Source organism: Actinophytocola sp. (assembly GCF_035762905.1).
Lineage (GTDB): Bacteria > Actinomycetota > Actinomycetes > Mycobacteriales > Pseudonocardiaceae > DASYTH01.
Window position 1 is genome coordinate 43,295 of sequence record NZ_DASUCC010000151.1, and the last position, 24,953, is coordinate 68,247.

General features: G+C 71.5%; 19 protein-coding genes and 1 pseudogene. 13 read left to right on the forward strand and 7 right to left on the reverse strand.

All coding sequences use genetic code 11. The features are described 5' to 3' along the window. Both VFV67_RS33235 and VFV67_RS33240 read left to right on the forward strand, forming a co-directional pair. Positions 1–4,446: a serine/threonine-protein kinase gene (locus VFV67_RS33235; RefSeq protein WP_326474696.1), complete on the forward strand. Its 4,446-nt coding sequence runs from the start codon at positions 1–3 to the stop codon at positions 4,444–4,446. Continuing rightward, positions 4,434–5,258, forward strand: a complete 825-nt coding sequence (locus tag VFV67_RS33240; RefSeq protein WP_326474677.1) for a hypothetical protein — start codon at positions 4,434–4,436, stop codon at positions 5,256–5,258. The genes VFV67_RS33235 and VFV67_RS33240 overlap by 13 nt, the downstream gene beginning before the upstream one ends. Here the strand turns inward: VFV67_RS33240 and VFV67_RS33245 are convergent. Next, positions 5,197–6,492 (reverse strand): serine protease, encoded by a 1,296-nt coding sequence (locus tag VFV67_RS33245; protein WP_326474678.1) that lies wholly within the window; start codon positions 6,490–6,492, stop codon positions 5,197–5,199. The two genes, VFV67_RS33240 and VFV67_RS33245, sit on opposite strands and share 62 nt — an antisense overlap. Continuing rightward, complete coding sequence (locus tag VFV67_RS33250; protein ID WP_326474679.1) at positions 6,492–7,145, reverse strand: hypothetical protein; 654 nt, start codon at positions 7,143–7,145, stop codon at positions 6,492–6,494. The genes VFV67_RS33245 and VFV67_RS33250 overlap by 1 nt, the downstream gene beginning before the upstream one ends. 122 nt (positions 7,146–7,267) lie before the next feature. Here VFV67_RS33250 and VFV67_RS33255 point away from each other — a divergent pair, with 122 nt between their 5' ends. After that, the gene (locus tag VFV67_RS33255; protein WP_326474680.1) at positions 7,268–8,026 is read left to right on the forward strand and encodes an enoyl-CoA hydratase/isomerase family protein; all 759 of its coding nucleotides are present in this window, start codon (positions 7,268–7,270) and stop codon (positions 8,024–8,026) included. Positions 8,027–8,034: 8 nt separating this feature from the next. Then, complete coding sequence (locus VFV67_RS33260) at positions 8,035–9,135, forward strand: hypothetical protein (protein ID WP_326474681.1); 1,101 nt, start codon at positions 8,035–8,037, stop codon at positions 9,133–9,135. A 43-nt stretch (positions 9,136–9,178) separates the two neighbouring features. On the opposite strand, the gene VFV67_RS33265 is transcribed toward VFV67_RS33260, so the two are convergent. From VFV67_RS33265 to VFV67_RS33275, 3 genes are all read right to left on the reverse strand, one after another. Then, entirely contained in the window at positions 9,179–10,276 is a 1,098-nt protein-coding gene (locus VFV67_RS33265) for a serine hydrolase domain-containing protein (protein WP_326474682.1), read from the reverse strand. Continuing rightward, entirely contained in the window at positions 10,273–11,763 is a 1,491-nt protein-coding gene (locus VFV67_RS33270) for an APC family permease (protein WP_326474683.1), read from the reverse strand. The genes VFV67_RS33265 and VFV67_RS33270 overlap by 4 nt, the downstream gene beginning before the upstream one ends. Positions 11,764–11,919: 156 nt before the next feature. Further along, positions 11,920–12,696 (reverse strand): CDP-alcohol phosphatidyltransferase family protein, encoded by a 777-nt coding sequence (locus VFV67_RS33275; RefSeq protein ID WP_326474684.1) that lies wholly within the window; start codon positions 12,694–12,696, stop codon positions 11,920–11,922. A gap of 74 nt (positions 12,697–12,770) precedes the next feature. Here VFV67_RS33275 and VFV67_RS33280 point away from each other — a divergent pair, with 74 nt between their 5' ends. From VFV67_RS33280 to ribA, 5 genes and pseudogenes are all read left to right on the forward strand, one after another. After that, positions 12,771–13,742 carry a zinc-binding alcohol dehydrogenase gene (locus tag VFV67_RS33280; RefSeq protein ID WP_326474685.1) on the forward strand — a complete coding sequence of 324 codons (972 nt, stop codon included), beginning with the start codon at positions 12,771–12,773 and terminating at the stop codon, positions 13,740–13,742. 20 nt (positions 13,743–13,762) lie between these two features. Next, complete coding sequence (locus VFV67_RS33285) at positions 13,763–14,161, forward strand: 6-carboxytetrahydropterin synthase (RefSeq protein WP_326474686.1); 399 nt, start codon at positions 13,763–13,765, stop codon at positions 14,159–14,161. Further along, positions 14,158–15,246 (forward strand): glycosyltransferase family 4 protein, encoded by a 1,089-nt coding sequence (locus VFV67_RS33290; protein WP_326474687.1) that lies wholly within the window; start codon positions 14,158–14,160, stop codon positions 15,244–15,246. Before VFV67_RS33285 ends, VFV67_RS33290 begins: the two co-directional genes overlap by 4 nt. Further along, a complete protein-coding gene (locus tag VFV67_RS33295; RefSeq protein ID WP_326474688.1) occupies positions 15,234–16,226 on the forward strand; it encodes a lysylphosphatidylglycerol synthase transmembrane domain-containing protein in 993 nt (330 codons plus the stop codon). Before VFV67_RS33290 ends, VFV67_RS33295 begins: the two co-directional genes overlap by 13 nt. Then, positions 16,223–16,777: pseudogene (gene ribA / locus VFV67_RS33300) on the forward strand (GTP cyclohydrolase II); the annotation flags it as partial. The gene VFV67_RS33295 and the pseudogene ribA, both read left to right, overlap by 4 nt. Before the next feature lie 59 nt (positions 16,778–16,836). Here the strand turns inward: ribA and VFV67_RS33305 are convergent. Together VFV67_RS33305 and VFV67_RS33310 are read right to left on the reverse strand one after the other, a co-directional pair. Further along, a complete protein-coding gene (locus VFV67_RS33305; protein WP_326474689.1) occupies positions 16,837–17,565 on the reverse strand; it encodes a creatininase family protein in 729 nt (242 codons plus the stop codon). A 37-nt stretch (positions 17,566–17,602) separates the two neighbouring features. Beyond that, the gene (locus VFV67_RS33310) at positions 17,603–18,322 is read right to left on the reverse strand and encodes a CBS domain-containing protein (RefSeq protein WP_326474690.1); all 720 of its coding nucleotides are present in this window, start codon (positions 18,320–18,322) and stop codon (positions 17,603–17,605) included. Positions 18,323–18,422: 100 nt separating this feature from the next. Here VFV67_RS33310 and VFV67_RS33315 point away from each other — a divergent pair, with 100 nt between their 5' ends. From VFV67_RS33315 to VFV67_RS33330, 4 genes are all read left to right on the forward strand, one after another. Beyond that, positions 18,423–19,463 (forward strand): zinc-dependent alcohol dehydrogenase family protein, encoded by a 1,041-nt coding sequence (locus tag VFV67_RS33315; RefSeq protein ID WP_326474691.1) that lies wholly within the window; start codon positions 18,423–18,425, stop codon positions 19,461–19,463. A 144-nt stretch (positions 19,464–19,607) separates the two neighbouring features. Continuing rightward, complete coding sequence (locus VFV67_RS33320) at positions 19,608–21,230, forward strand: pectate lyase family protein (RefSeq protein ID WP_326474692.1); 1,623 nt, start codon at positions 19,608–19,610, stop codon at positions 21,228–21,230. Beyond that, a complete protein-coding gene (locus VFV67_RS33325) occupies positions 21,230–22,837 on the forward strand; it encodes a hypothetical protein (protein WP_326474693.1) in 1,608 nt (535 codons plus the stop codon). The genes VFV67_RS33320 and VFV67_RS33325 overlap by 1 nt, the downstream gene beginning before the upstream one ends. Before the next feature lie 82 nt (positions 22,838–22,919). Continuing rightward, positions 22,920–24,917 (forward strand): glycosyl hydrolase family 28-related protein, encoded by a 1,998-nt coding sequence (locus VFV67_RS33330; RefSeq protein WP_326474694.1) that lies wholly within the window; start codon positions 22,920–22,922, stop codon positions 24,915–24,917. Positions 24,918–24,953: the final 36 nt, after the last annotated feature.

The following is a 24,953-nucleotide window of genomic DNA, read 5'->3' on the forward strand; positions in this document are numbered from 1 at the left end:
ATGGCCGAGGCCGGCCGGACGGACTTACCGGAGTTTGGGCCGTATCGCATTCTCGAGTTGCTCGGTCAGGGTGGCATGGGTGTGGTGCACAAGGCCTATGACACCGCGCATGACCGGGTGATCGCGTTGAAGCGGCTGCCCGCGTCGGTCTCCGACCACGACTTCCGGGCCAGGTTTCAGCGTGAGGCGCGGATCGTGGCGAACCTGGATCACCCCAACGTGATCCCGGTGAACGCTGCCGGGGAGATCGACGGGCAGCTGTTCCTGGACATGATGCTGGTGGACGGGACCGACCTGCGCCGGGCGTTGGGTGCGGGAACGATCGGCCAGGACCAGGCGATCACGATCCTGACCCAGGTGGCGTTGGCGTTGGAGGCGGCGCATACCAGCGGGTTGGTGCACCGCGATGTCAAGCCGTCGAACATTCTGATCGACCGGGACGGGCATGCCTATCTGGCCGATTTCGGTATCGCGAGGGAGACCTCGCCGGAGGCCACCGAGCTGACCAGGTCCGGTGATCTGGTCGGGTCCTGGGACTACATGGCGCCGGAGCGGCTGTCCGGTGGCGTGGTCGACGGCCGGGCGGATCAGTACTCGTTGGCGTGCGTGCTGTTCGAGTGTCTGACCGGGCGGTTGCCGCATCCGGGTACCGATCCGGCGGCCAAGGTGGCCGCGCATCTGTTGCAGCCCGCGCCGGCGCCGTCGGTGTTCGTGCCGACCATCACGGCGGCGTTGGACGATGTGGTGCGGCGGGGTTTGGCCAAGGATCCGGCTCGCCGGTTCCCGACCGCGGCGGCGATGATGACCGCGGCGGTGGCGGCCGCCTATACCGGACTGACGGTGAAGTCCGCCGCGCCGACCGAGCAGGGCCCGGGCCGGGACCGGGACCAGGCCCGGCTGGTCCGGGCGATCCTGAAGTCCTCGGCGGTGCGCAAGCCGCCGCAGCGCCGCCTGGACGACCGGGCGCCGGACTGCCCCTATCCCGGCCTGCGCGGGTTCGACAAGGCCGACGCCGATCTGTTCTACGGCCGCGACCATGTGGTGACGGATCTGTTGGTGCGTCTGGCCGAGCAGCTCGACGGCGGGGAGCCGGTGGTGCTGGTCGGAGCGTCCGGGGCCGGCAAGTCCTCGGTGCTGCGGGCCGGGCTGCTGCCCGCGCTGGCCGCGGCCGACGGGGCCGAACCGGCCGTCTGGCCGCAGATCGTGATCACGCCGGGGCCCGACCCGATCGCCACCCTGGCCTACTCGGTGGCCAACCAGATCGGCGCCGGTCCCGAGGAGTTGGCCCGCACGATTCGGACCGCGCCAACGGACTTCGGTGCCCGGTGCGCCATGGCGATGGGCACCTCGCCGGTCCGGCCGGTGATCGTGGTGGACCAGTTCGAGGAGCTGTTCACGCACGGAACCCCGTATCCGGACCGGATCGCGTTCGCCACGGCGCTGGCCAACGCCCATCCGGCGCTGGTGCTGGTGGCCGTGCGGGCCGACCTGATGGAGCGGTGCATCGAGCTGACCCCGCTGCTGCCGGCGCTGACCGCGCCGGTGCTGCTCGGGCCGATGGACCCCACCGAGCTGCGCCAGGCGATCGTGGCCCCGGCCCGGGACGCGGGCGTGGAGGTGGAACCGGGGCTGCCCGAGCGGCTGATCGCCGATCTGGGGGTGCGCGGCGAGATCGGCTACGACCCCGGCGCGCTGCCCCGGCTGGCGCACGCCCTGCGGGAGACCTGGAACCACGGCGACGGGCGCAGCCTGACCCTGGCCGCCTATCGCGCGGCGGGCGGGATCGACGGCGCGGTCGCCCGGACCGCCGAGGAGGTCTACGACCGGCTGGACCCGTCCGGACGGTACGCGCTGCGGGCGATCCTGCTGCGTCTGGTGACCGTGCTGGACGACGGCGGGGTGGCCCGGCGGCGGGTCGACCCGCACGAGTTCGGCACCCTGCGCCCGATCCTGGACCGGCTGATCGCCACCCGGCTGGTGACCGTGGACGACACCGGTGCCCGGCTGGCCCACGAGGCGCTGCTCACCGCGTGGCCGCGGCTGCGTGACTGGATCGACGAGGACCGGGCCGGCCTGGTGCAGCACCGCAGGCTGGGTGACGCGGTGCGCACCTGGACCGACTCCGGCCGGCACGACGACGACCTGTACCGCGGCGTTCGGCTGTCCACTTTGAACACCTGGCTGGAAGGCGCCTGGGGCCGGGTCCAACTGCAGCCGGCCGAGCAGGAGTTCCTGGCCAGATCCAACGCCGCCGAGCACGCCGGGCAGCTCACCGCCCGGCGCCGCACCCGCCGGCTGCGGATGCTGGTGGCCGGGCTGAGCGTGCTGCTCGTGGTGGCATCGGTGGCCGTGTTCGTGGCCACCCGCTCGCAGCGCGAGGCGGTGGCCGAGCGCGGCCGCGCGGACGAGGGCGCGCGGGCCAACCTGTCCCGCACGCTCGCCGCCGAGTCCGCCCTGGCCCGCGGGATCGACGCCCGCCGGGTGGCGCTGCTCGCCCTCGGCGCCTGGCGGGCCGACGAGACCGTCGAGGCGCGCAGCGCGTTGCTGGCCAACCAGACCGACCACTACCGGGGCCTGATGACCGGCCACACGGACAACGTCACCTCGGTCGCGGTCAGCGGCGACGGCCAGGTGGCCGCGACCGGCAGCCGGGACGGATCGCTGCGCCTGTGGGACGTGTCGCAACGACGTCAAATCGCCGTTCTGGACGAGAGCGAGGAAGGCTGGTACCGCGTCGTGTCGATGAGCGCCGACGGCCGGCTGCTCGCCGCCGCCGACTCGATCCGGCACTTCGTGACCCTGTGGAGCGTGCCGGACCGGCGAAAGGTGTTCGAGGTGCCCGGCGCGGCGCTGGACACGGCGCTGTCCCGGGACGGCAAGCTGCTGGCCGCCAACCACGGCGGCGTGGTCAAGATCTGGGACACGGCGAGCCAGGCCGAGCTGGCCCGGTTCGCCGGGGCCGACAACTCACTGCGGATGACCCTGAGCCCGGACGGCACCATGATCGCGATCACCAGCAAGGAGAAGGTGATCGTGCACCGGACCAGCGACGGCGCCGTCCTGGCCACCCTGACCGGCCACGCCGAGGACATCACCGACCTGGACTTCGACGCCACCGGCGGGCAGTTGGCCAGCAGCGCCTTCGGCGGGGAGGTCCGGGTGTGGGACACCAGGTCCTGGACCCAGAGTCAGCTCTGGGAAACCGTCGACCTCGCGGTCAACGCGGTGGCGTTCACCCCGCAGGGCGCGCTGATCGCCGCAGGGTCGGCACCGACCATCTACGCCTGGGACCCGGGAACCGGCCGCGAGCTGCTGCGGCTTGGCACCGGTGCGACCGGCAAGTTCGACCTGGCCGCCACCGCCGACGGGCACACGCTGTTCAGCGCGAACGCGGACGGTTCGGTCACCCTGTGGGCGTTCGAGCGCGTGGTCCTCGACGTGCCCGGCACCGCGGTGATCGGCGTGGCGGCCCAGCCCGGCGGTGATCTCGTGGCCACGACGAGCGGCGACGGCGCGGTGATTCTCTTCGACCGCACCACCGGCGACCGGGTCCGCCGCCTGGCCGGGCACACCGACGCCGTGCCGGGGGTGGCGTTCCTGCCCGGCGGCACCGAATTGGTCACGGCGGGCACCGACGGCGCGCTCATCGTGTGGGACGTCGCGACCGGGGCGGAGAAGCGGCGGTTCACCCGGCCGGGCGCCACCCTCGGCCGGGTTGCGGTCGGACCGGGCGGCGAGACCATCGCCGTGGCCAGCAGCTCGCCCCCGGACGGAGACGACGACAACGTCCACGAAGCGGTGTTGCTGCTGGAGGCGGCGGATCTGAGCCTCATCGCCCGCCGGTCCACAAAGGTCCCCGGCGAGGGCGTCGACGGCAGCCCGGCCGGCCTGGCGTTCAGCCCGGACGGCCTCCTCGCGGTCGCCGTGTCCGACGGCAAGGTGGTGCTGATGGATCTGGCCGATCCGGGGGCCGCTTTCCGGGTCCTGCCAGGACACGACGGCCAGGCGGTGAACGTGGCGTTCAGCCCGGACGGTGCGCTGCTGGCGACCGGCGGGCTGGACCGGAAGGTGCGGCTGTGGCGGGTCGGGGACGGTCAGGAGATCGCCGAGTTCAGCCATGATGCGGTGGTCCGCGCCGTGGCGTTCAGCCCGGACGGCGCCATGCTGGCCACCGCCAGCCAGGACCAGGTGCTGCGGTTGTGGGACGTGCCCGGCAAGCGTCCGGTCGCCCGGCTGGACCGACACGGCGACGAGCTGAACGACGTGAGCTTCGCCGGTGACGACCTGGTGGTCACCGGCAGCGCGGACGGCACGGCGCGGCTGTGGGACCTGCGGCCGCAGACCGCCGTGCGGACGATCTGCGGTCTGCTCGATCAGGACCGGCTGGCCGAGGAGTGGCGCGCGATCGGGCCCGAGCGGGGCGATCCGCCCCGGTGCCCGAGCTGAGCGGCGCGATGACTCGGGTCGTGGTGCGCGGAGCGGGGATGGCCTCGGTGGTGCTGGGGCCGGGGGAGCGGCTGCTGTTCGGGCGGGCGCCGCAGTTCGCCCGCGAGGCCGGTCGGACCGCGTTGGCCCTGCCGGACTGCGCTCCGCACGTGTCCCGGCTGGTGGGCGAGCTGGTGGTGGACGGCGACACGGTCACGCTGAACTGGCTGGGCTCCGGCGAAGCCCAGCTGTCCGGGCTGTTCGACGCGCCCGGCGGGGCCCGCCGGGTGATCCTGACCCGGTCGATGTCGGCGCTGCTGGACGACGGGGAGAGCCAGCTGGTCCTGCTGCTCGGCCGGCGCACCGGCGACGGCCTGGCCGATCTGGTGATCAGCATCGACGTGCAGCGGGACCGGGCGGACGCGCCGGCCGGGCCGGACACCCCGGACGGGGGAGACGCGACGGCGGAAGGGCCACGGTTGACTCGGGGCAGCCGGGAGTGGTTCGTGGCGCTGGCGCTGACCGAGCCGTGGCTGGACGGCCGGGACGACTATCCGCGGCCGCCGTCCAACCGGGAGATCTTCGAGCGGGTGCGGTACTGGAACGGCTACACCTGGTCGCTGGACCGTTCGCAGCGGGTGGACGACGTGATCCGGACGATCTCGTCGATCGCCTTCGGTCCCCGGGACGACCCGTACCTGGCCCAGCATGCCGGCCGGCTGCAGAACATCCGGTTCGCCGTCGCCCGGCGCGCGGCCGAGCTGCGCCTGGTCACGGCGAAGGATCTGGCCGAGGTGGAACGGGCGGCGCGGGATCGGGACCAGAATTCCTGACCGTCGGCGCGTCCGAGGTCACCTCGGTCGGTCCCTCGCTCACCTGCGCCGGCAACGGAAAACCGAACGGCGGTGTGTCCATGGTGGACAGCAGGGCGCGCCGGTGCAGCCGGAGCACGGCCAGGCCGAGTCCGCCGGCCAGCAGCCCGATTCCCGCGCTGAGGAACAGGAACACCAGAAGCAGGGGGTTGCCGGACCCGACCGACCCGCCCCGTTCCACGGCCAGTTTCCGGTATGCCGCGGCCTGTTCGTGCTCGGGCGCGGCGGCAAGCACCGCGTCGAGGAACTCCACCGAGCCGTCGTAGTCGCCGGCGTAGTACCGGTCGAGGCCGGACCGGTAGTTGCGGTCGTGCGCGCCCTGCTCGGCGTTGATCTCCTTGTCCCGCACCACATCCAGCAGTGTCGCGGCGGCCGTGGCCAGGTTGAACGACTGGGTCTCGCCCGGGGTGCCTCGGCTGATCAGCCCGACCACCCGGCCCTGCATGTCCACCACCGGGCCGCCGCTCATGCCGTGTGTGGCGGCCGCGCTGAACTCGTAGAACGGGTGCTCGTCATGGGTGCGCTGCGCGGAGATCTGGCCGTTCTTGGTGCTCGGCTCCGGCCGGTCGCCGGCCTCCTCCACCGATCCCGGGTAGCCGATGGCCAGGATCGGGGTGCCGACCGGCGCCGGGTCCGGCCGGATCGCCACCGCGGGCAGTCGGTCGCGCGGCACCTTGAGCACGGCGACATCCCCCTGGTCCGGCGCCACCACGTTCGCCACGGTGGCCGGCGCGATGTCGTCGCCGAACCGCACCTGGATCTGGCGATCCACCGCGCTGTCCGCCTTGGCGCCCTCGGCCACGGCGTGCTCCGCGAGCAGGGCCCGGGCCCGTGCCGGGTCGGTGACCCGGCCGACCCGGGCCAGGTCGGTGGCGGCGGCGTCGAACAGCACCGCGCTGCCGCCCATGGCTCCGGTGTGGACACAGTGGCTCGCGGTCGCCACGTAGCCGTCCGGGCTGATCACGGTGCCGGTGCAGGTGACCGTCACGTGATAGCCCGGGTTGCCGCCGAACACCTCGCCGGTGCGCCGGTCCCGGACCCAGCCGCGCCAGGAAACCTGGATCAGCACCACCGCCGGCCGGGCCACGGCGGCGGCCAGTTCCTCCGGGCTGGACGGCTGCGCCGCCACGGGCGGGGGAACCGCCAGCAGCAGCGCCGCCGCGGTGACACCCAGGGTCGCGATCCGGGCGGCCATCAGTACATCCCGAAGTCGGCGGTGCGCACCCAGGCCGACTGGTACTGGGTCGCCGGGTTGCTCTCGGTCATCCGGTTGCCTTCGCAGGTGTAGTTGTCGACTTCGTTGTGCTGCGGGTCCGCGTTGACCGGTTGGGTGGACAGGTGCCCGCGCTGGTCGAAGTAGGCGAACGACAGGTCGGACCGGGTGTAGGACACGTAGGTGAGCGTCTTGTCGTCTGCCGTCCAGGTGAACTCCAGGTTGCCGTGGCCGACGATGCGCAGTTGGTTGCCTCGGAACGAACCGGTGTAGACCACGCCGTCCTCGGACATCACCCCGGTGCCGTCCGGCCGGAAGGTGAACGTCCGTCCACTTGCGACGAACGGGATCAGGCCCTGGTCGGTGTAGAACTTGATCATGAAACGCTCGTCGACCGTGCGCCACGAGCCGATCAGGCAGATCGGCTTGAGCTCCACGGGATTGCGCGGCCCGGGTGGCGGGGCCGTCGTCGGGGAGGGCCGGCTGGCGGCGACCGCGGCCGGCGCCGAGCTCTCGGGTGCGTCGTCGAGGACCACGAACACGGTCAGCGTCGTGGCCGCGAGCAACGCGCATCCGGCAACGGCGAACAGTGCGACGACGGCGGAGCGGCCTGTTGCCCGCGACGGATCACCCACCCGCTCATGTTATTTGGCCCGCAGCCGGCAACCGAGCGTCTTGTGCCGGAATGTTCCGGACTGAAGTGATCAGGGCCACCAGCCCCTACCGCCGGCCGGCCCGCGGTTGATACGACGTGGGCATGAGTAGTCCAGTAGTGTTCGCGCGCCGCGAGGGTCCGATCGGCGAGATCGTGCTCAACCGCCCGGAGAAGCTGAACGCCATGAGCCTGACCTGGGTGCGGGACCTGGAGGCCGCTGCCGGCGAGCTGTCCCGCGATCCGGCGGTGCGGGTGGTCGTCGTCCGCGGTGCCGGCCGGGCCTTCTGCGCCGGACTGGATCTGGACATGATGGGCGAGAGCGGCATGCCGCCGGAGTTCTTCCCGGTCCAGGAACGGGCTTTCACCGTGCTGGAGCGGATGCGGCCGATCGTCGTCGCGCAGATCCACGGCTACTGCCTCGGCGGCGGGCTGCAGCTGGCGCTCGCCTGCGACATCCGGGTGGCGCGGGCGGACGCGACGCTCGGCCTGCCGGCCACGCTCGAGGGCCTGATTCCGGGCATGGCCGGCTGGCGGCTGCCGCGGTTCGTCGGCATGGGTCGGGCCATGCGCCTTGCCGTGCTCGGCAAGCCGATCGGCGCGACCGAGGCGCTGGACATCGGTCTGGTCGACCACCTGTTGCCGAACCGGCGCTTCGAGCGCCGGGCCAGGGAGATCGCGTTGCGCTACGCCGAGATACCGCGGCTGGCCGCCGCCGGCATCAAGGAGCAGATCCGGTCGGCGTTCGAGATGACCTTCGAGCAGTCCTACGGCCGGGCCCGGGAGATCGTCGCGGACTGCCTGAGCTCACCGGACGTCGATCTGGCCAAGCAGGCTTGGGCCGAGCGCTCGGCCGGAGGTTAGTCTCGGGCATGAGGTTCTCGGTGGCGTGGCTGGTGATCGTCCTGGTGGCCGTGCTCGGTTGCGGCCCCGCCGAGGAGTTCCCGACGATGCCGGCGAGCCGGATCGATCTGCCGGCCGGCGCGGCGCCGGTGGTGCTGGCCGGACACGGCGCCGACGGGCTGCTGATCGGGGTGCGCCGGGACCAGGTGCCCGGGCTGCTCCGGCGAGCCGGCGACGGTGCCGTGACCGAGATCCCGGTCGCGCCGGCGAGCCCGTACGGGAAGTTGGCCCTGTGGTACTCGATCGTCTCCGACGGTGACCGGATCGTGGCCATCGGTGGCGAGCGCGGCGGCGCGCACAGCAACGTGCGGTGGAGCGTGTGGAACGGCACGGCGGCGGGTCTCGCCGAGCAGCCTCAGGGGTTCAGCACGTTCGGCGGGTGGGGGGCCGGTGAGCTGGTGGACGCCGTGCAGACCCCGCACGGGCCCGCGCTGATCGGGTCGTGGGGCAGCGCGAGCGCCGGGCTGGACATCGCGGTCTGGACCAATGCGGACACCAGCTGGAACCGGCAGGACTCGGCCGGCACGGCGCTGCAGAGCACGCTGGACGGGCTCAACTTCCCGATCTCGGCCACCGCGCTGGACCAGGGCGTCCTGATCGCCGGCTGGCGGCTGACCCCGGCCGGCCAACCGGCCGCGGTGTGGCGGTCCGGCTCCGGGGTGACCGGCTGGACCGTCGCGGAGTTGCCCGGCGCCGGCCGGGTCAACGCGGCGCTGGCCGTGCGGTGCTGGGAGTCCACCTGCGGCGTGGCCGGACGGGTGGACAACCGGCTGGCCGTGTGGCAGTTCTCGGGCGGTCAATGGACGCGGTTGCCCGATGTGCCGCCGGCTCCGGTCGGAGACAACGACAAGGTTGTCGCGCCGGTGTGGCACGACGGCGCACTGACCCAGGTGTACACCGAGGGCGACCGGGTGTGGATCGCCCGGTGGGACGGGCAAACCTGGTCGACGCCCCGCGAGGTGTCCGGCCCAACCGGCCGGGTGACCGCGGCGGTCGTCGTCGGCGGCGCGCTGTACCTGCTCGCCGGTCCGGACGAGAACTCCCAGCTGTTCCGCCTCTTCGGGGATTAACTGCTGTCGTTACGTCCCAGCGAAAGTGCGGGATCACCGGTCCTTATGTCACCGCGCTGTAGCGCCAGAACGCACGCATCACCTCTGGTGGGGTCGGGCTGTCCAGCTCCACCTGGGTGAGCAGCACGGTGACCGTGCCGGTATCCGGAACGACGTGCAGGCTGGTACCGGTGCCGCCGGACCAGCCGTACCGGCCGGGGACATTCCACGGCTCGGTCGGCTCGACATCGACCGCGCCGCCGAACCCCCAACCCTGGCCGTCCAGGAACGCCGCGCTCGCGGCCCGCTGCGCGGCGGTGAGCTGGTCGGTCATCATCTGCCGAACCGACCGCTCGGACAGCAGGTGCTGCCCACCGGCCAGCAGCATCCGGCCGAACCGGTGGCAGTCCGCGGCGGTCGAGACCAGTCCACCGGCCCCCGCCGGGAAGCTCGGCGGCCGGCTCCACAGCCCGTCTGGTCCGTCGACCGCCGTCAGCCCGTCCGGGCCGTTGCGGTACTGCGTCGTGAACCGGTCCCGCTTTTCTTGCGGCACATGGAATGCGGTGTCCACCATGCCGAGCGGCTGGAATATCCGCTCGGCCAGGAAGTCCGGCAGCGACTGTCCGGAGACCCGGGCGATCAGCACCCCCTGCAGGTCCGAACAGGTGTTGTACAGCCACGCCTCGCCCGGCTGGTGCAGCATCGGAATCCGGGACAGTTCGGCCATCCACTCGTCCACCGGCCCGACGATCTTCGGGTCGTAGATGTCCTGCACCCGCTCGAAAAGGGCCGCCACCGCGGGTAGCTCGAAATCGGTGAACCCGTACCCCGCGCGGAAATCGAGCAGATCCCGCACCGTGATCGCCCGTCGGGCCGGCACGGTGTCGTCAAGGGGCGACTCCGGGGTCCGGACCACCCGGGGTTCGGCCAACTCCGGCAGCCATGGGTCGACCGGGTCGGCCAACCCGACCAGGCCCGCCTCGACCAGCATCATCACCGCGGCCGCGGTGATCGGCTTCGCGGCCGAGGCGAGCCGGAAGATGCTGTCCTGCTCGACCTCGCCGACCGCCGCCACCTCGACGTGGTCCCCCCGCCCGACCAGCCCCACCGCGCCGGGCACGGATCCGGCGTAGCTCTCCAGCAAACTCCGCAGCGTCGTCATTTCGTATCCATGGTGTCGCCGCGGAAATAGCTGGGCGAGACGAGTTGGTAGACGATCATCAGGACCACGCCGAGCAGGATCGAGCCGATGCCGTAGAGAAAGGCGCCACCGACGCCGAACAGCGTCGTGTCGCCGGAGCCGGGATCGAGCAGATCGAGGGCGGTCTTGACGAAAGCGGCGAAGAGGAGGAGCGCGCCGAGGAACGGCAGGATGACTTGCTGGAGGGCGGGTTTGGGACCGGCGCGCAGCGATTGGCGGAAGTGCCAGGCGGAGGCGACGCCGGTGAGTCCATAGTAGAACGCGATCAACAGGCCGATCGACAGGACCAGGTCGGCGAGGCTGCCTTCGGAGACGATGTAGAAACCGGCGAAGCAGGCGACGGACACCACGCCCATGGCCCAGGTGGACAGCGTCGGCGTCTGGTAGCGGGGATGGACGGTGCCGAAGGAACGGGGCAGTGCCTGGTATGCCGCCATGGCGAGGGTGGTGCGGGCGGTGGGCAGGATGGTGGTCTGGGTGGAGGCGGCGGCGGAGGTGAGGACCGCGAGGATCACCAGTTTGGCGCCCCAACTGCCCAGGACTTCGGGACCGAGCACGGCGAACACGTCGTCCTCGTTGGCGGGGTTGGCCAGGCCGATGCCCTCGGTGCCGACGCCGGCGAAGGCCTGGGTGGCGATGGTGATCATCAGGTAGGTCAGCAGGAGCAGCACGGTGGAGATCACGGCGGAGCGGCCCGGGTTCACCGACGGGTTCTGGGTTTCCTCGTTCACCGACACCGCCGAGTCCCAGCCCCAGTAGATGAACACGGCGAGCAGGAAACCGGCGGACAACGCGCTGAACGACAGGGTGAACGGGTTGAACCAGCTCCAGGACAACGTGATCGCCTGTTCGCCGGCCGTTCCGGTGTAGACCTTGACCAGCGCCACCACCGAGAACACCGCCAGGATGATCAGCTCGGCGCCGAGCAGGACGTACTGCGTGCGCGCGGACATCTCGATGCCGCGCCAGGCGATCCAGGTCATCACCAGGATCCATGCCGAGCCGGCGGCGATGAGGGCCAACTTGTTGTCCGCCAAGGACTCCAGGCCGAGCAGCTGGAACGAGTAGCTGGCCGCGATCTGGGCGAGGGAGGCCATCACGATCACGTCGGCGACCACGATCACCCAGCCGGTCAGCCAGCCGGTGCGCCGGCCGAGCACCCGGGCCACCCAGGTGAAGCTGGTCCCGCAGTCCGGCGTCTCGCTGTTGAGCGACTTGTAGGCGTAGGAGATGAACAGCATCGGCAGAAAGGCGAGCAACATGACGATCGGGGCCCGGTCGCCGACCTCCTGGGCGATGCCGCCGAGCGTGGCGGCCGCGCTGTACCCGGGCGCGGTCGAGGCCACCGCGATCACGATGCTGGACAACAAACCGATCGCGCCAAGCTTGAGCCCCTTGCGGGCAACGGAGGGCAGTTCGGGCGCATTCTCGGGTGCGGTGGCGGTCACCGGGGGATCATCCCCCAACCCCCTAGCCCAGACAATGATCAACGTTAGGGGATTTCAAAAAAGCCCCGATTGACGGACAGAATTGGCTTTCTTAATGTCGCGGAATGCGCAGGACGCCGACGGTGTACCGGACCTGGCCGCCCCGACCGACAACGGTCACCCGCCTGGTCGTGCTCGACCCGGATCATCGGGTCGAGCTGGTGAACTGGCCGGCGGCCCCACCGGATCTGGAGACGCTGCGCCGGATCCGGGACGGGATCCGCAACCTCTGAGCCGGTTCCGGTACAGCCAGCCGACGTCGCGGGCGAAGGACCAGGTGAGCGCGGCGAGTGCCAGGGCCGTCCCGGCCACCGCGAGCCGCATCGGGAGCAGGCCGGAGGCCACCGTGACCAGGACGACGCCCTGCGCGGCGGCCACCGCCTTGGCGGTCCGGCCGGCCGGTACCGGGCGGCGCAGCCAGGGCAGCACCCGGCCGGCGGCGACGAACACGTAGCGCATCGCCCCGATCGCCAGCACCCAGGGACCCAGCCAGCCGGCCACCTCGATGCTGAGCAGCAGGATCAGCGCGGCGTCCACCTCGAGGTCGAACCGGGCACCGAGCCGGGAGTGCTCGCCTTCCCGCCGGGCGACCAGACCGTCCACCGCGTCCATCAGCAGGGCGGTCGCCGCGACCGGGACCAGCACCCGGGCCGGCGCATCGGCCGCGATCAGCGCCGCCACGCCACCCACCAGGACGGCCCTGAGCAACGTGATCCGGTTTGCCGGGCCGAACGACCGGGCACCCAACCTGTGCAAGGCCAGGCCAAGGACGGTGTAGGCGGTCAGCGCGTATCCGCTGCCGACCAGCCAGCCCGCCGGGCCGAGGCGTACCACGGTCGCAAGGGCAGCCAGCAACATCAGCTGCGCTACCAGACCCGCAAGCGTCACACGCACCGGAAGCCCTGCCACCGCGACCTCCGCCAGGCACGTATGGTGACCGGCAGCATAGCCCGAGGAGGACGGAGCCGATGGAACGAGCGTTCTGGCTCCGTGCACCCGGTCACGGCGAGGTCCGGCCGGTCGAGCTACCCACCCCGGGCGAGGGCGACGTGCTGGTTCGCACGCTCTACTCCGCGGTGAGCCGCGGCACCGAGTCGCTGGTGTTCCGCGGTGCCGTCCCGGCCAGCCAGCACCAGGCCATGCGCGCCCCGTTCCAGGACGGCGACTTCCCGGCTCCGGTCAAGTACGGCTATCTCAACGTCGGCGTCGTCGAGCAGGGCCCGGACCGGCTGCGCGGCCGGACGGTGTTCTGCCTCTACCCGCACCAGACCGCCTACGTGGTCCCGGCGACCGCGGTGACCGTCGTGCCGGACGAGGTGCCGGCCGCCCGGGCGGTGCTGGCCGGCACGGTGGAGACCGCGGTGAACGCCGTATGGGACGCGGCGCCCCGGCTCGGCGACCGGATCACGGTGGTCGGCGCCGGGATGGTCGGCGCATGCGTGGCCAAGGTGCTCGCCGGGTTCCCGGCCGCCCGGGTGCAGCTGGTGGACGTCGACCCGAACCGGGCCAAGCTCGCCGCCGCGCTCGGACTGGACTTCGCCGCGCCGCGGGACGCCGATGCGGACCGTGACCTGGTCGTGCACACCAGCGCGAGCGAGGCCGGCCTGGCCCGGTCGCTGGAGCTGCTCGCCCCGGAGGGCGTGGTCGTTGAGCTGAGCTGGTACGGCGACCGGCGGGTGAGCGTCCCGCTCGGAGAGTGGTTTCACTCACGTCGCCTGGTGCTTCGCGCAAGCCAGGTCGGTGTGGTATCGCCGGCCCAGCGCGGGCGCCGCGGCTACGCGGAACGCCTGGTCATCGCCATGGAGCTGCTCACGGATCCGGGGTTCGACGCGATATTGACCGACGAGTGCAGGTTCGACGAACTGCCCGCCGCACTACCCCGGTTAATCACGGGTGAACTGACTGGGCCTTGCCTCCGTGTTAGGTATGACGCCCGCTAGCTCATCGTCAAGGAGATCGCTTGTTCAGCCTTACCGTCCGTGATCACATGATGGTCGCGCACAGCTTCCGCGGCGAGGTCTTCGGCCCCGCGCAACGGCTGCACGGCGCGACGTTCATCGTGGACGCCACGTTCCACCGGCCCGAGCTCGACGACGACAACCTGGTCGTCGACATCGGACTGGCCACGCGTGCGCTCGGTGCGGTGCTCGGCGACCTCAACTATCGCAACCTCGACGACCTCCCCGAGTTCGCCGGAACGAACACCTCGACCGAGTTTCTGGCCAAGGTGGTCGCCGACCGGCTGGCGGAGCAGGTGGCCGCGGGCGAACTCGGTGCGGGCGCCCGGGGACTGACCGAGATCACGGTCACCCTGCGTGAGTCGCATGTGGCCTGGGCCAGCTACGGGAGGAAGCTATGACCGCATCGGTGACGACGTTCGTGCTGCCCGGCGGCGTCGATGACGTGTCGCGGCCGAGCGGCGGCAACCTCTACGACCGCCGGATGAGCGAGATCCTGTCGAGCTGGGTCAACGAGGTCTCGGTGCCCGGATCCTGGCCGCTGCCGGACCGCGCCGCCCGGGCCGAGCTGGCCATGACCCTGGCCGCGCTGCCGGACGGGTCGGTCGTGCTGGTCGACGGCCTGGTGGCGTGCGGCGTGCCGGAGGTCATCGTGCCGGCCGCGAAGCGGCTGCGCCTCGCGGTGCTGCTGCACCTGCCGCTCGGCGACGAGACCGGCCTGCCCGCGACGCTGGCCACCGACCTCGACGCCCGGGAGCGGGAGACCCTGCAGGCGGTGACCGCGGTGGTGGCCACCAGCCCGTGGGCGGCCCGCCGGTTGATCAGCCACCACGGCCTGGACCCGAACCGGGTGCACGTGGCCCCGCCCGGGACCGACCCGGCGCCGCTCGCGCACGGCACCGACGGTTACTCGCGGCTGCTCTGCGTCGCCTCGGTCACCCCGCGCAAGGGGCAGGACGTGCTGGTCGAGGCACTGGCCGGAGTGGCCGACCTGCCCTGGTACTGCGAGTGCATCGGCGCGGTGAGCAGCCACCCCGGCTACGTCGAGCGGCTGCTCCGGCTGATCTCGCTGCGCGGGTTGTCCGGCCGGATCACGCTGGCCGGCCCGCTGCCGCCGACCGACCTCGCGCCCCGGTATTCGGCCGCCGACCTGGTGGTGCTGCCGTCCCGGGCGGAGACCTACGGCATGGCGGTGACCGAGGCGCTTGCCCGCGGGGTGCCGGTGCTGGCCAGTGCGGCCGGCGCCCTGCCGGACACGCTGGGCAAGGGCCCGGACGGCGGGGTGCCCGGAATCCTGGTGCCGCCCGGCGACGCGGCGGCGCTGTCCAACGCGCTGCGCCGGTTCCTCACCGAGGCCCGGCTGCGGGACCGGTTGCGGTCCTCGGCCCGGGACCGGCGCCGGCTGCTCGAGGACTGGGACATGGCCGCGCGCCGCCTGGCGGGCGTGCTGACCCGGCTGTGGCGGGAGCCGTCATGCGCGGTCTGACTCTCGAGACCCCGGCCGATCCGGATCTTCGCGTCGCGCCGCCCGAACCCGGCACCGGCCGGTCGCGCCTGCGGGCGGCGTGGCCGTGGCTGCGCCTGCTGATCGGGCTGGGCATCGTCGTGGCGCTGGTGTGGCAATTGGGTGCGCGCAGCTTCCTGGAGGGCCTGAGCCGGATCGACGCCCCCGAGGTGCTCGCCGCGCTGGGCATCGGCGCGGCCACCACGGTGCTGTGCGCCCTGCGCTGGTGCCTCGTGGCCCGCAGGCTCGGCCTGCGGCTGCCGCTCGGGCAGGCGGTCGGCGACTACTACCGGGCGCTGTTCCTCAACGCGGTGCTGCCGGCCGGCGTGCTCGGCGACGTACACCGCGCGGTCCGGCACGGCAAGCAGGAAGGCGACGTCGGCCGCGGCGTGCGAGCGGTGCTGCTCGAGCGGACCGCCGGCCAGGCGGTGATCATCGCCGCGGCGGTCGGGGTGCTGCTCACCCTCCCGGTGATCGCCCCGGTCCGGGACATCATCCTGGTCGCCCTCGGCGCGGTGGCGTTGCTGGCGATCGCGTTCCTCGCGGCCCGCGGCCGGGTGCGGCCGGACTCGCGCTGGGGCCGCGCGTTCGACGACGTCCGGGTCGGCCTGCTGGCCAGGAACGCGTGGCCGGGCGTGGTCGCGCTGTCCGCCGCCGCGCTGGCCGGGCATGTCGCGCTGTTCGTGATCGCCGCGCACGCCGCGGGGGTCACCGCGCCGGTCACCCAGATCGTGCCGCTGGTCGTGCTGTCGCTGCTGGCGATGGGACTGCCGGTCAACATCGGGGGTTTCGGGCCGCGAGAAGGGGTAACCGCACTCTTGTTCGGGGCCGCGGGGTTGGGCTCCGCGCAGGGGCTCACCGCCGCCATGATCTATGGGGTGCTCGGGCTGGTGGCGAGCCTGCCCGGCATCCTGATGCTCGCTCGCCGTACGGCGCCGCAGAAAGAAGGAGTCACATCATGACCGGCCTGGCCGAAGTGGGGCCGCAGACGGCGATCGAACGGGTGGTGGACATCAACCTGCCCACCGTGCACGGGAACTTCCGCGCCGTCGGCTACCTGGACCGGGACCGCGACGATGAGCACGTCGCGCTGGTGTACGGGGAGATCCGGCGGCGTGGCGCGCTCACCCGGGTGCACTCGGAGTGTCTGACCGGCGACGTGTTCGGCTCCACCCGGTGCGAGTGCGGCGACCAGCTCGCCGCCGCGCTGCGGGCGATCGTGGCCGAGGGTGCCGGCGTGCTCATCTACATGAAGGGCCACGAGGGCCGGGGGATCGGGCTGCTGGCCAAGCTGCGCGCGATGGCGCTGCAGGAGGAAGGGCTGGACACAGTCGAGGCGAACGTGGCGCTCGGCCTGCCGGTGGACGCCCGGGACTACGGGATGGCCGCGGAGATCCTGCACGACCTCGGCATCTCCTCGGTCCGGCTGCTGTCGAACAACCCGAAGAAGCTGGACTCGTTGCTGCGCTACGGAATTCTGATCAGCGAGCGGGTTCCGCTGCTGGTCACCCCGAGCGAGTCCAACCTGCCCTACCTGCGCACCAAGCGCGAGCGGCTCGGGCATTTCCTGCCTCACCTGGACGGAGTGCTCAACGCGGAGAGCACGTCGGCGAACGACGCGACCAGGCTGGCCAGCACGTCGCGGCCCTTCTCGGCGGAGGCCAGGGAGGGCAGGCCGACCACACCGGACGCCGTGTAGGCGGCCAGTCCGAGCGTGAGCATCCGGTTCCGCTCGTCGGCAAGGTGGTCGTGCGCGGCGTAGTCGGGCCGCACCAGACCCGGATGGGCGTGCAACAGCAGCGAGGTCTCCAACTCGCCGGCGTGCATGTCGCTGTCCGGATGTGTGCGGATCCCGCCCGCGGCGCGCGCCGTCAGCCAGTCGACCTCGGTCGGGAACAGCGCCATCCGGTGCCCGCGCGGGCCGGCCTCCTGGACCACATTGGACAGTACGTAGTTGCCGCCGTGCCCGTTGACGACGACCAGCCGGTCGATCCCGCCCGCGCGCAGCGAGGCGGCGACGTCGTTGATCACCGCGTACAGCGTGGCCGCCGAGATGCTCACGGTGCCCGCCCAGCCGGCATGCTCGTGCGAGCACGAGATCGTGACCGGCGGCAGTTGCAGCACCGGATAGGCGGCCGCGATGGCCTTGGTGACCGTGACCGCGACCACGGTGTCGGTGATCAGCGGAAGCAGGGCGCCATGCTGCTCGAAGCTGCCCACCGGCAGCACCGCCACCTCGGCCCGGCGGTCCCCCTCCTCGGCCGACGTGCTGAGCGGGAGCAGGTACTCGATCTCCGTCATGCCTCGAGCATGCCGGACGGTGCTGCCGCGGCGTGGGTCAGATCCGCTCGGGTTCGTGGGTGATGTCGACGGTCATCGAGTCGGGGATGCGGATGCTGGTGTCGTCGAGGGCGTAGGTGAGGTGGGAGCGGACGTCGATGACGCCGTCGACCTGTGCGCTGAGGCGTTCGGCGATCGGGATGGTGCTCCGGCGGTCCAACTCGCCGCGCAGGGTGACCATGCCGCGGCGGACCTGGACGATCACGGTGTCCGGGCCGACCGGGATGCCGAGGTTGCGGCCGAACACCTCGCGGGTGATCTCCCGGGCGATCTCCTCGTCGGTGCGCAGGAACACCGAGAGCAGGTCGCGGCGGCTGACGATGCCGATCAGCCGGCCGTCGGTGTCCACCACCGGAAGCCGCTTGATCCCGTGTCCGTAGAGCGACCGCGCCGCCTCGACCACGGTGGCATCCGGGCCGATGGTGATCACCGGCGTCGCCATCAGGCCGGCGGCGGTGGTGGCCTGCGCCCGGTCCCGGCTCCGCGGGCGCGGCAGCCGGTCCCACCCGGAGCGCGCCCGGACCGGCTCCTGCGCGCCCTGCTTGGGCAACAGGTCCGCCTGGGTGACAATGCCGACCACCCGGTCGTCCACGTCGAGCACCGGCACGCCGCTGACGTCGCGCAGATGCAGCATCGCGACGATCTCCTTGAACGTGGTGCCCTCACGCGCGGTCGCCACCTCGGTGGTCATCACGTCCGCGACCTTCCGGTGTCTCATCGTTACCTCCCGTATGCTCACCGTGACGCTAATCGGCGGCCTGTGGACTGTCCGATGTGTCCGTCCACAATCACTCCTCCGAGTGACTCGGGAGGCACCGATGAAGGCGCTGGTGTACGAGCGGCCGGGTCACCGGGTCTGGCGCGACGTGACCCAGCCCGGCCTGCTCGAGCCAACCGACGCCATCGTCCGGGTCGACGCCGTCACGATCTGCGGCACCGATCTGCACATCCTCAAGGGCGACGTGCCGACCGTGGAGTCCGGCCGCATCCTCGGCCACGAGGCGGTCGGCACGGTCGCCGAGGTGGGCGCCGGGGTCGGCCTCGTCGCCCCGGGCCAGCGGGTGCTGGTGTCCTGCATCAGCGCCTGCGGCCGGTGCCGCTACTGCCGCTCGGCCAGCTACGGCCAGTGCATCGGGGGCGGCGGCTGGATCCTCGGGCACCGGGTGGACGGCACCCAGGCCGAGTACGTGCGGGTGCCCTTCGCCGACCATTCGCTGCACCCGCTGCCGGACGGGGTGAGCGACGAGGCGGCCGTGCTGCTCGCCGACATCCTGCCCACGTCATACGAGGTCGGGGTGCGCAACGGCGGGGTGCAGCCCGGCGACACCGTGGTGGTGGTGGGCGCCGGCCCGATCGGGCTGGCCGCGATACTCGCCGCCCGGCTGTACAGCCCGAGCCACATCGTCGCGGTGGACCTGGCCCAGCCCCGGCTGGATGCGGCCACCCGGTTCGGCGCGGACCTGGTGGCCAGCCCTCAGCAGGGCGTGGTCGGCCTGGTTCGCGAGCTGACCGGCGGGCTCGGCGCGGACGTGGCGATCGAGGCGGTCGGCGTGCCGGAGACCTTCGAGCTGTGCACCACGCTGGTCCGCGCCGGCGGACACGTGGCGAACGTGGGGGTGCACGGCAAGCCGGCGACGCTGCACCTGGAGGACCTGTGGATCCGCAACGTCACGGTCACCACCGGTCTGGTCGACACCTACAGCACCCCGACCCTGCTGCGCATGCTGGCCGCCGGCCGGCTGGACGTCTCGGCGTTCGTCACCCACCGGTTCACCCTGGACCAGATGCCCGAGGCCTATGACGTGTTCGCCGACCCGCAGAACTCCGGCGCGCTCAAAGTGGTGCTGACCCGGCAGTAGCTCCAAAGTCCACACGCTGTGCGCGATTGTCCACGGGGTGGTGCCTAGTCTGCTTGGCAGGAGCTCTGTCGAGTCCACATCGGACCGATCCGGCACACCGGCACGCCCACACCCTGCCCACCCTGGCCCACGGGAGGTTTCGCCATGCCCGCAACAGCATTAGCCGGCACGTTCAGCAAACGGTTCTGGTCGGTTGCCGCTGCGCTGGTGGCGATCAGCGCGGTGGTCTTCGCGCTGGTCTCGGTGTCCAACGCACCGACCGCCCGGGCCGACACCCTGCTCTCGGACACCTTCGAGGACGGCAACCTCGACGGCTGGACCCGCTCCGGCGGTTCCTGGTCGGTCACCGCCGACGGCTCCCAGGTCGCCCGCCAGTCCAGCACCTCGAGCGACGCCCGCGCCCTGGCCGGCCAGAGCACCTGGTCCAACTACGCCGTGCAGGCCCGAGTCAAAGCCCTGGCGTTCAACGGATCCGACCGGTTCACCGCGGTGCTGGCCCGCGCCCAGAGCAACACCAGCTACTACTACCTGACCCTGCGCTCCAGCAACACGGTGCAGATCAAGAAGCTGGCCAGCGGCTCGTCGACCACGCTGTCGTCGACCTCGTTCACGGTGACCACCGGCACCTTCTACACGCTGCGCCTCGAGGTCAACGGCAGCACGCTGCGCGGCTTCGTCAACGGCACCCAGGTCGGCCAGGCCACCGACACCCAGTTCGGCTCCGGCCGCGCCGGCCTGGCCACCTTCAACGCCAGCGCCTCCTTCGACGACGTCCTGGTCGAAACCACCACCGGCACCCCGCCGACCACGACCACGACGACCACCACCACCACCTCGCCCGGACCGGGGCCACAGCCGCCGGCCGGGATCATGGGCTACGCCACGCTGAACGGCCTCGGCCAGAACGGCACCACCGGTGGCGCCGGCGGCCCGACCGTCACCGTCACCACCGCCTCCGCTCTGATCAGCGAGATCAACGCGGCCGGCCCGCGCACCGTCCGGGTGCAGGGCATGATCACCGTACCGTCCGGGATGCACGAGGTGTCCTCGGACAAGACGATCATCGGTGTCGGGTCCAACTCCGGGATCAGCGGCGGCGGGTTCAACGTCGGCCTGGCGATCGACGACGACATCACCTCGCCGCCGGCCAACGCCGTGCACAATGTGATCATCCGCAACCTGATCTTCGAAGACGCCAACGACGACTCGATCAACGTGCAGATGTTCACCCACCACGTCTGGATCGACCACAACACGTTCCGGCCGGCCGCCGACGGCTCGGTGGACATCAAGCGCGGCTCGGACTTCGCCACGGTGTCCTGGAACCACTTCGACGGCACGGACAAGACGATGCTGCTCGGCCGCGACGACAGTGACACCGCGCAGGACAGCGGCCGGCTGCGGGTGACCTACCACAACAACTGGTTCGACGAGACGACCCAGCGCAACCCGCGCACCCGGTTCGGCAACGTGGTGCACGTGCTGAACAACTACTACGGCGCGGTCGACGACTACGGTGTCGCGTCCACGATGCAGAGCGCGGTGCTGGTCGAGGGCAACTACTTCGAGAACACCGAGTCGCCGTGCGAACTGGGCCAGGGCAGTTCCCCGGCCGGCGCGCTGCGGGCGGTGAACAACGTGTTCGTCGGCTCGGGCAGCTGTGCCACCGGCGGCAGCGTCGGCGGCGTGCCGTACTCCTACACGCCGCAGAACCCGAACAATGTCAAGGCATCGGTCACCGCCGGTGCGGGCGTTGGCCGGATCTGATGAGCCGGCGCATCCGGCTGGCCGCGGTCACCGCCGCGGCCAGCGGGCTCATCCTCGCGGTGGCCGCCGTGCTGGCCTCGCCGTCGGCAGTATCAGCAGGGCCGGCGGCGGTGCTCTTCACGGACAACTTCGACGACGGCAACGCCAACGGCTGGTCGCGGTCCGGCGGGAGCTGGTCGGTGGTGGCCGACGGGTCGCCGGTGTGGCGGCAGTCGGGTACCAGCTCGGACGCCCGGGCCATGGGCGGATCGATCTGGGCCGACCAGAGTGTGCAGGTGCGGGTCAAGCCGACCGGGTTCGGCGGGTCGAACCGGCACGTCGCGGTGACCGCCCGGATGCAGAACACCAGCAACTACTACTACCTGGGCGTCACCAGCAGCGGCACGATCGAGCTGGGCAGGCGGGTCGGCGGTGCGCTCAGTCCGCTGGCCTCCGCGCCCTCGGACGGCGGGGTCGGCACGTTCCACACGCTGCGGCTGGAGGCGTTCGGCCTGAACCTGCGCGGGTTCCTGAACAACGTCTTGGTGGTTTCGGCCACCGACGCGACGTTCGCCAACGGGCGCATGGGTCTTGCGACGCTGTTCGCCAGCGCGTCGTTCGACGACGTGCTGGTGACCGACACGCCGGGCGTGGGTCAGCCGCCGACGACCACGACCACGGTGCCGCCGACGCCGGGCACCTGCGACACCTCGGCCCGGCCGAACGGGTTCGCCTCGGTCAACGTGTTGGGCCAGAACGGCACCACCGGCGGGGCCGGCGGGCCGACCGTCGAGGTGGACACGGCGCAGGAGTTCCTCGGCGCGATCGCCGCGTCCGGGCCGCTGAACATCTGCGTGCGCGGCACGATCACGCTGCCCGGTCCGATGCACAACGTCGGGTCGGACAAGTCGATCATCGGAGTCGGCGCCACGGCCGGGTTCACCGGTGGCGGGCTGAACATCGGCCTGCCGAACGACGACGGCATCACCGCGCCGCCGGCGAACGCGGTGCACAACGTGATCGTGCGCAACCTGTCGTTCCGGAACTGGCCGGACGACGCGATCAACGTGCAGATGTTCTCCCACCACGTGTGGATCGACCACAACGACATCGGCGGTGGCGGGTTCGACGGAGCGGTCGACATCAAGCGCGGGTCGAGCTACCTCACGGTGTCCTGGAACCACACGCACAACCACACGAAGAACATGCTGCTCGGCCACGACGACGGGGCCGGCGCGCAGGACATCGGCCGGTTGAAGGTGACCTACCACCACAACTTCTTCAACCAGACCCCGCAGCGCAACCCGCGGATCCGGTTCGGCGAGCCGGTGCACATCTACAACAACTACTACCTGCACAACACCGACGTGGGTGTGGCCTGCCAGGCGAACGCCGGATGTCTGGTGGAGGGCAACTACTTCGAGAACACCGAGGAGACGGTGACCAACCACTACGCCGGCCCGACCGGGCGGTGCGTCGCGCGCAACAACGTGCTGGTCGGCGAGTCCGGTCAGCCGGACTGCAGCGGCACCGTGCAGGAGGCGCGCGACTACTACGCCTACACGCTGGACGATCCGAACTCGGTGCGGGCCAGCGTGCTGGCGGGGGCGGGCGTCGGGAAGGTGTGAGTTTTCGCAAGATCATGCAATAACTGAACAGAATGACTGCAAGTACTTGTGGCAGCACGGATCGCGGTCCTAAGGTCACCGCATGTCGTCCCGCCGGGCCGCGATCACCACCGTTGCCGCCACGGTCGCCGTCACGGTGACCGCGGGCCTGTGCCTCCCGGGCATCGCGGACGCCCACCGGGCCCCGGTCGTGACGCGAGCCGGTCTGGACCCCGGGCTCGTGGCTGGCCGGGGCGCGCACGTCGACTTCGCCGAGCAGGAGGCGGAGAACGCGGTGAGCACCGGCACGGTGATCGGGCCGGACCGGACCGCGTACACCCTGCCGGCGGAGGCATCCGGCCGCACCGCGGTCCGCCTGCTCGCGGGGCAGCACGTCGAGTTCACGCTGCCCGGCCCGACGAACGCGATCACCGTGCGGTACAGCATCCCGGACGCGCCGGGCGGCGGCGGGATCACCGCGCCGCTCGCGGTCACGGTGAACGGCCGGGACCGCCGCACCATGACGCTCACCTCGCGGTACGCCTGGCTGTACAACCAGTATCCGTTCAGCAACGACCCGAACGCCGACCTGCTGCACCCGGACTGGTGGATCACCGAGTGCTCGTGCGTGCCGGAGGCGACCACGCCGCGTCCGGTCATCCCGAAACCGTTCCGCCCCAGTCACTTCTACGACGAGCAACGACTGCTGCTCGACCGCACCTACCGGGCCGGGGACCGGTTGCGGCTGTCCGTCCCGGCCGGCAGCCCGGCCGCGTGGACCGTGATCGACCTGCTCGACTCGCAGCTCGTCGGCCGGCCGCAGGTCAACCTCCGCGCCGCCAACCTGTTGCTGTTCGGCGCAGATCCGACCGGGCGGCGCGACTCCGCGCCGGCATTCGACCGGGCGATCGCGTTCGCCCGGCGGCACCGGGTTCCGGTTTACGTTCCGCCGGGCACATTCCAGGTGAACCGGCACATCATCGTGGACGACGTGACGATCGAGGGCGCCGGCAGCTGGTACACGATCATCAAGGGCCGCGAGGTGGCGCTGGACCCGCCGGCACCGGACGGCTCGGTGCACACCGGGGTCGGCTTCTACGGCCGGCCCGCCGCCGCCGGGGGCAGCCGCAACGTGCACCTGTCCGGCTTCGCCATCGAGGGCGACGTCCGGGAGCGGATCGACCTGGATCAGGTGAACGGCATCGGCGGTGCGCTGACCGACTCCACCGTGCGCGGCCTGCACATCCGGCACACCAAGGTGGGCCTGTGGCTGGACGGTCCGATGTCCAACCTCCGGGTCACCGACAACGTGATCGTGGACCAGATCGCCGACGCCCTCAACTTCCACACCGGAGTCACGAACTCGGTGGTGTCCAACAACTTCATCCGCAACACCGGCGACGACGGCCTGGCCATGTGGTCCGAGCACATTCCCAACGCGGGCAACACCTTCGACCACAACACGGTGCAGTCTCCGGTGCTGGCCAACGGAATCGCCCTCTACGGCGGCACCGGCAACACGGTGTCGGCCAACCTCGTCGCCGACCCGGTCCGCGAGGGCAGCGGGCTGCACCTCGGCTCCCGGTTCGGCGCCGAGCCGTTCGCCGGTTCCGCGTGGATCACTGCCAACACAACGGTTCGCGCCGGCGGCTGGGAGCTGAACTGGAACCTCGGGCTCGGCGCCATCTGGATCTACGCGCTCGACCGGTCCATCGACGCCGACCTCCAGCTCGTCGGCAACCATTTCCTGGACAACACCTACAACGCGATCATGCTGGTCTCCGAGTGGGCCGTCCGCGATCTCTACACGATCACCAACGTGCACGTCGCCGACACCCGCGTCGACGGCACCGGCACCTCGGTGCTCAGCGCCCGCACCGCCGGCGCCGCCACCTTCTCGAACGTCGACGCCCGCAACGTCGGTGCGGTCGCGGTCAACAACTGCGGCTCCTTCCACTTCCCGGCCACCGGCTCCGAGTTCGCCCTCACCGACCACGGCGACAACGACGGCTGGCTCGCCCCCTGGCACCTGCCCAACACCATCACCTGCGACGACCGCCCACCCGTCACCCCACCACCCCCACCCACCCCCTGGCCCTGACACCCCGCGCGCGCCGGGGCCGGGGGGGGGGGGCGG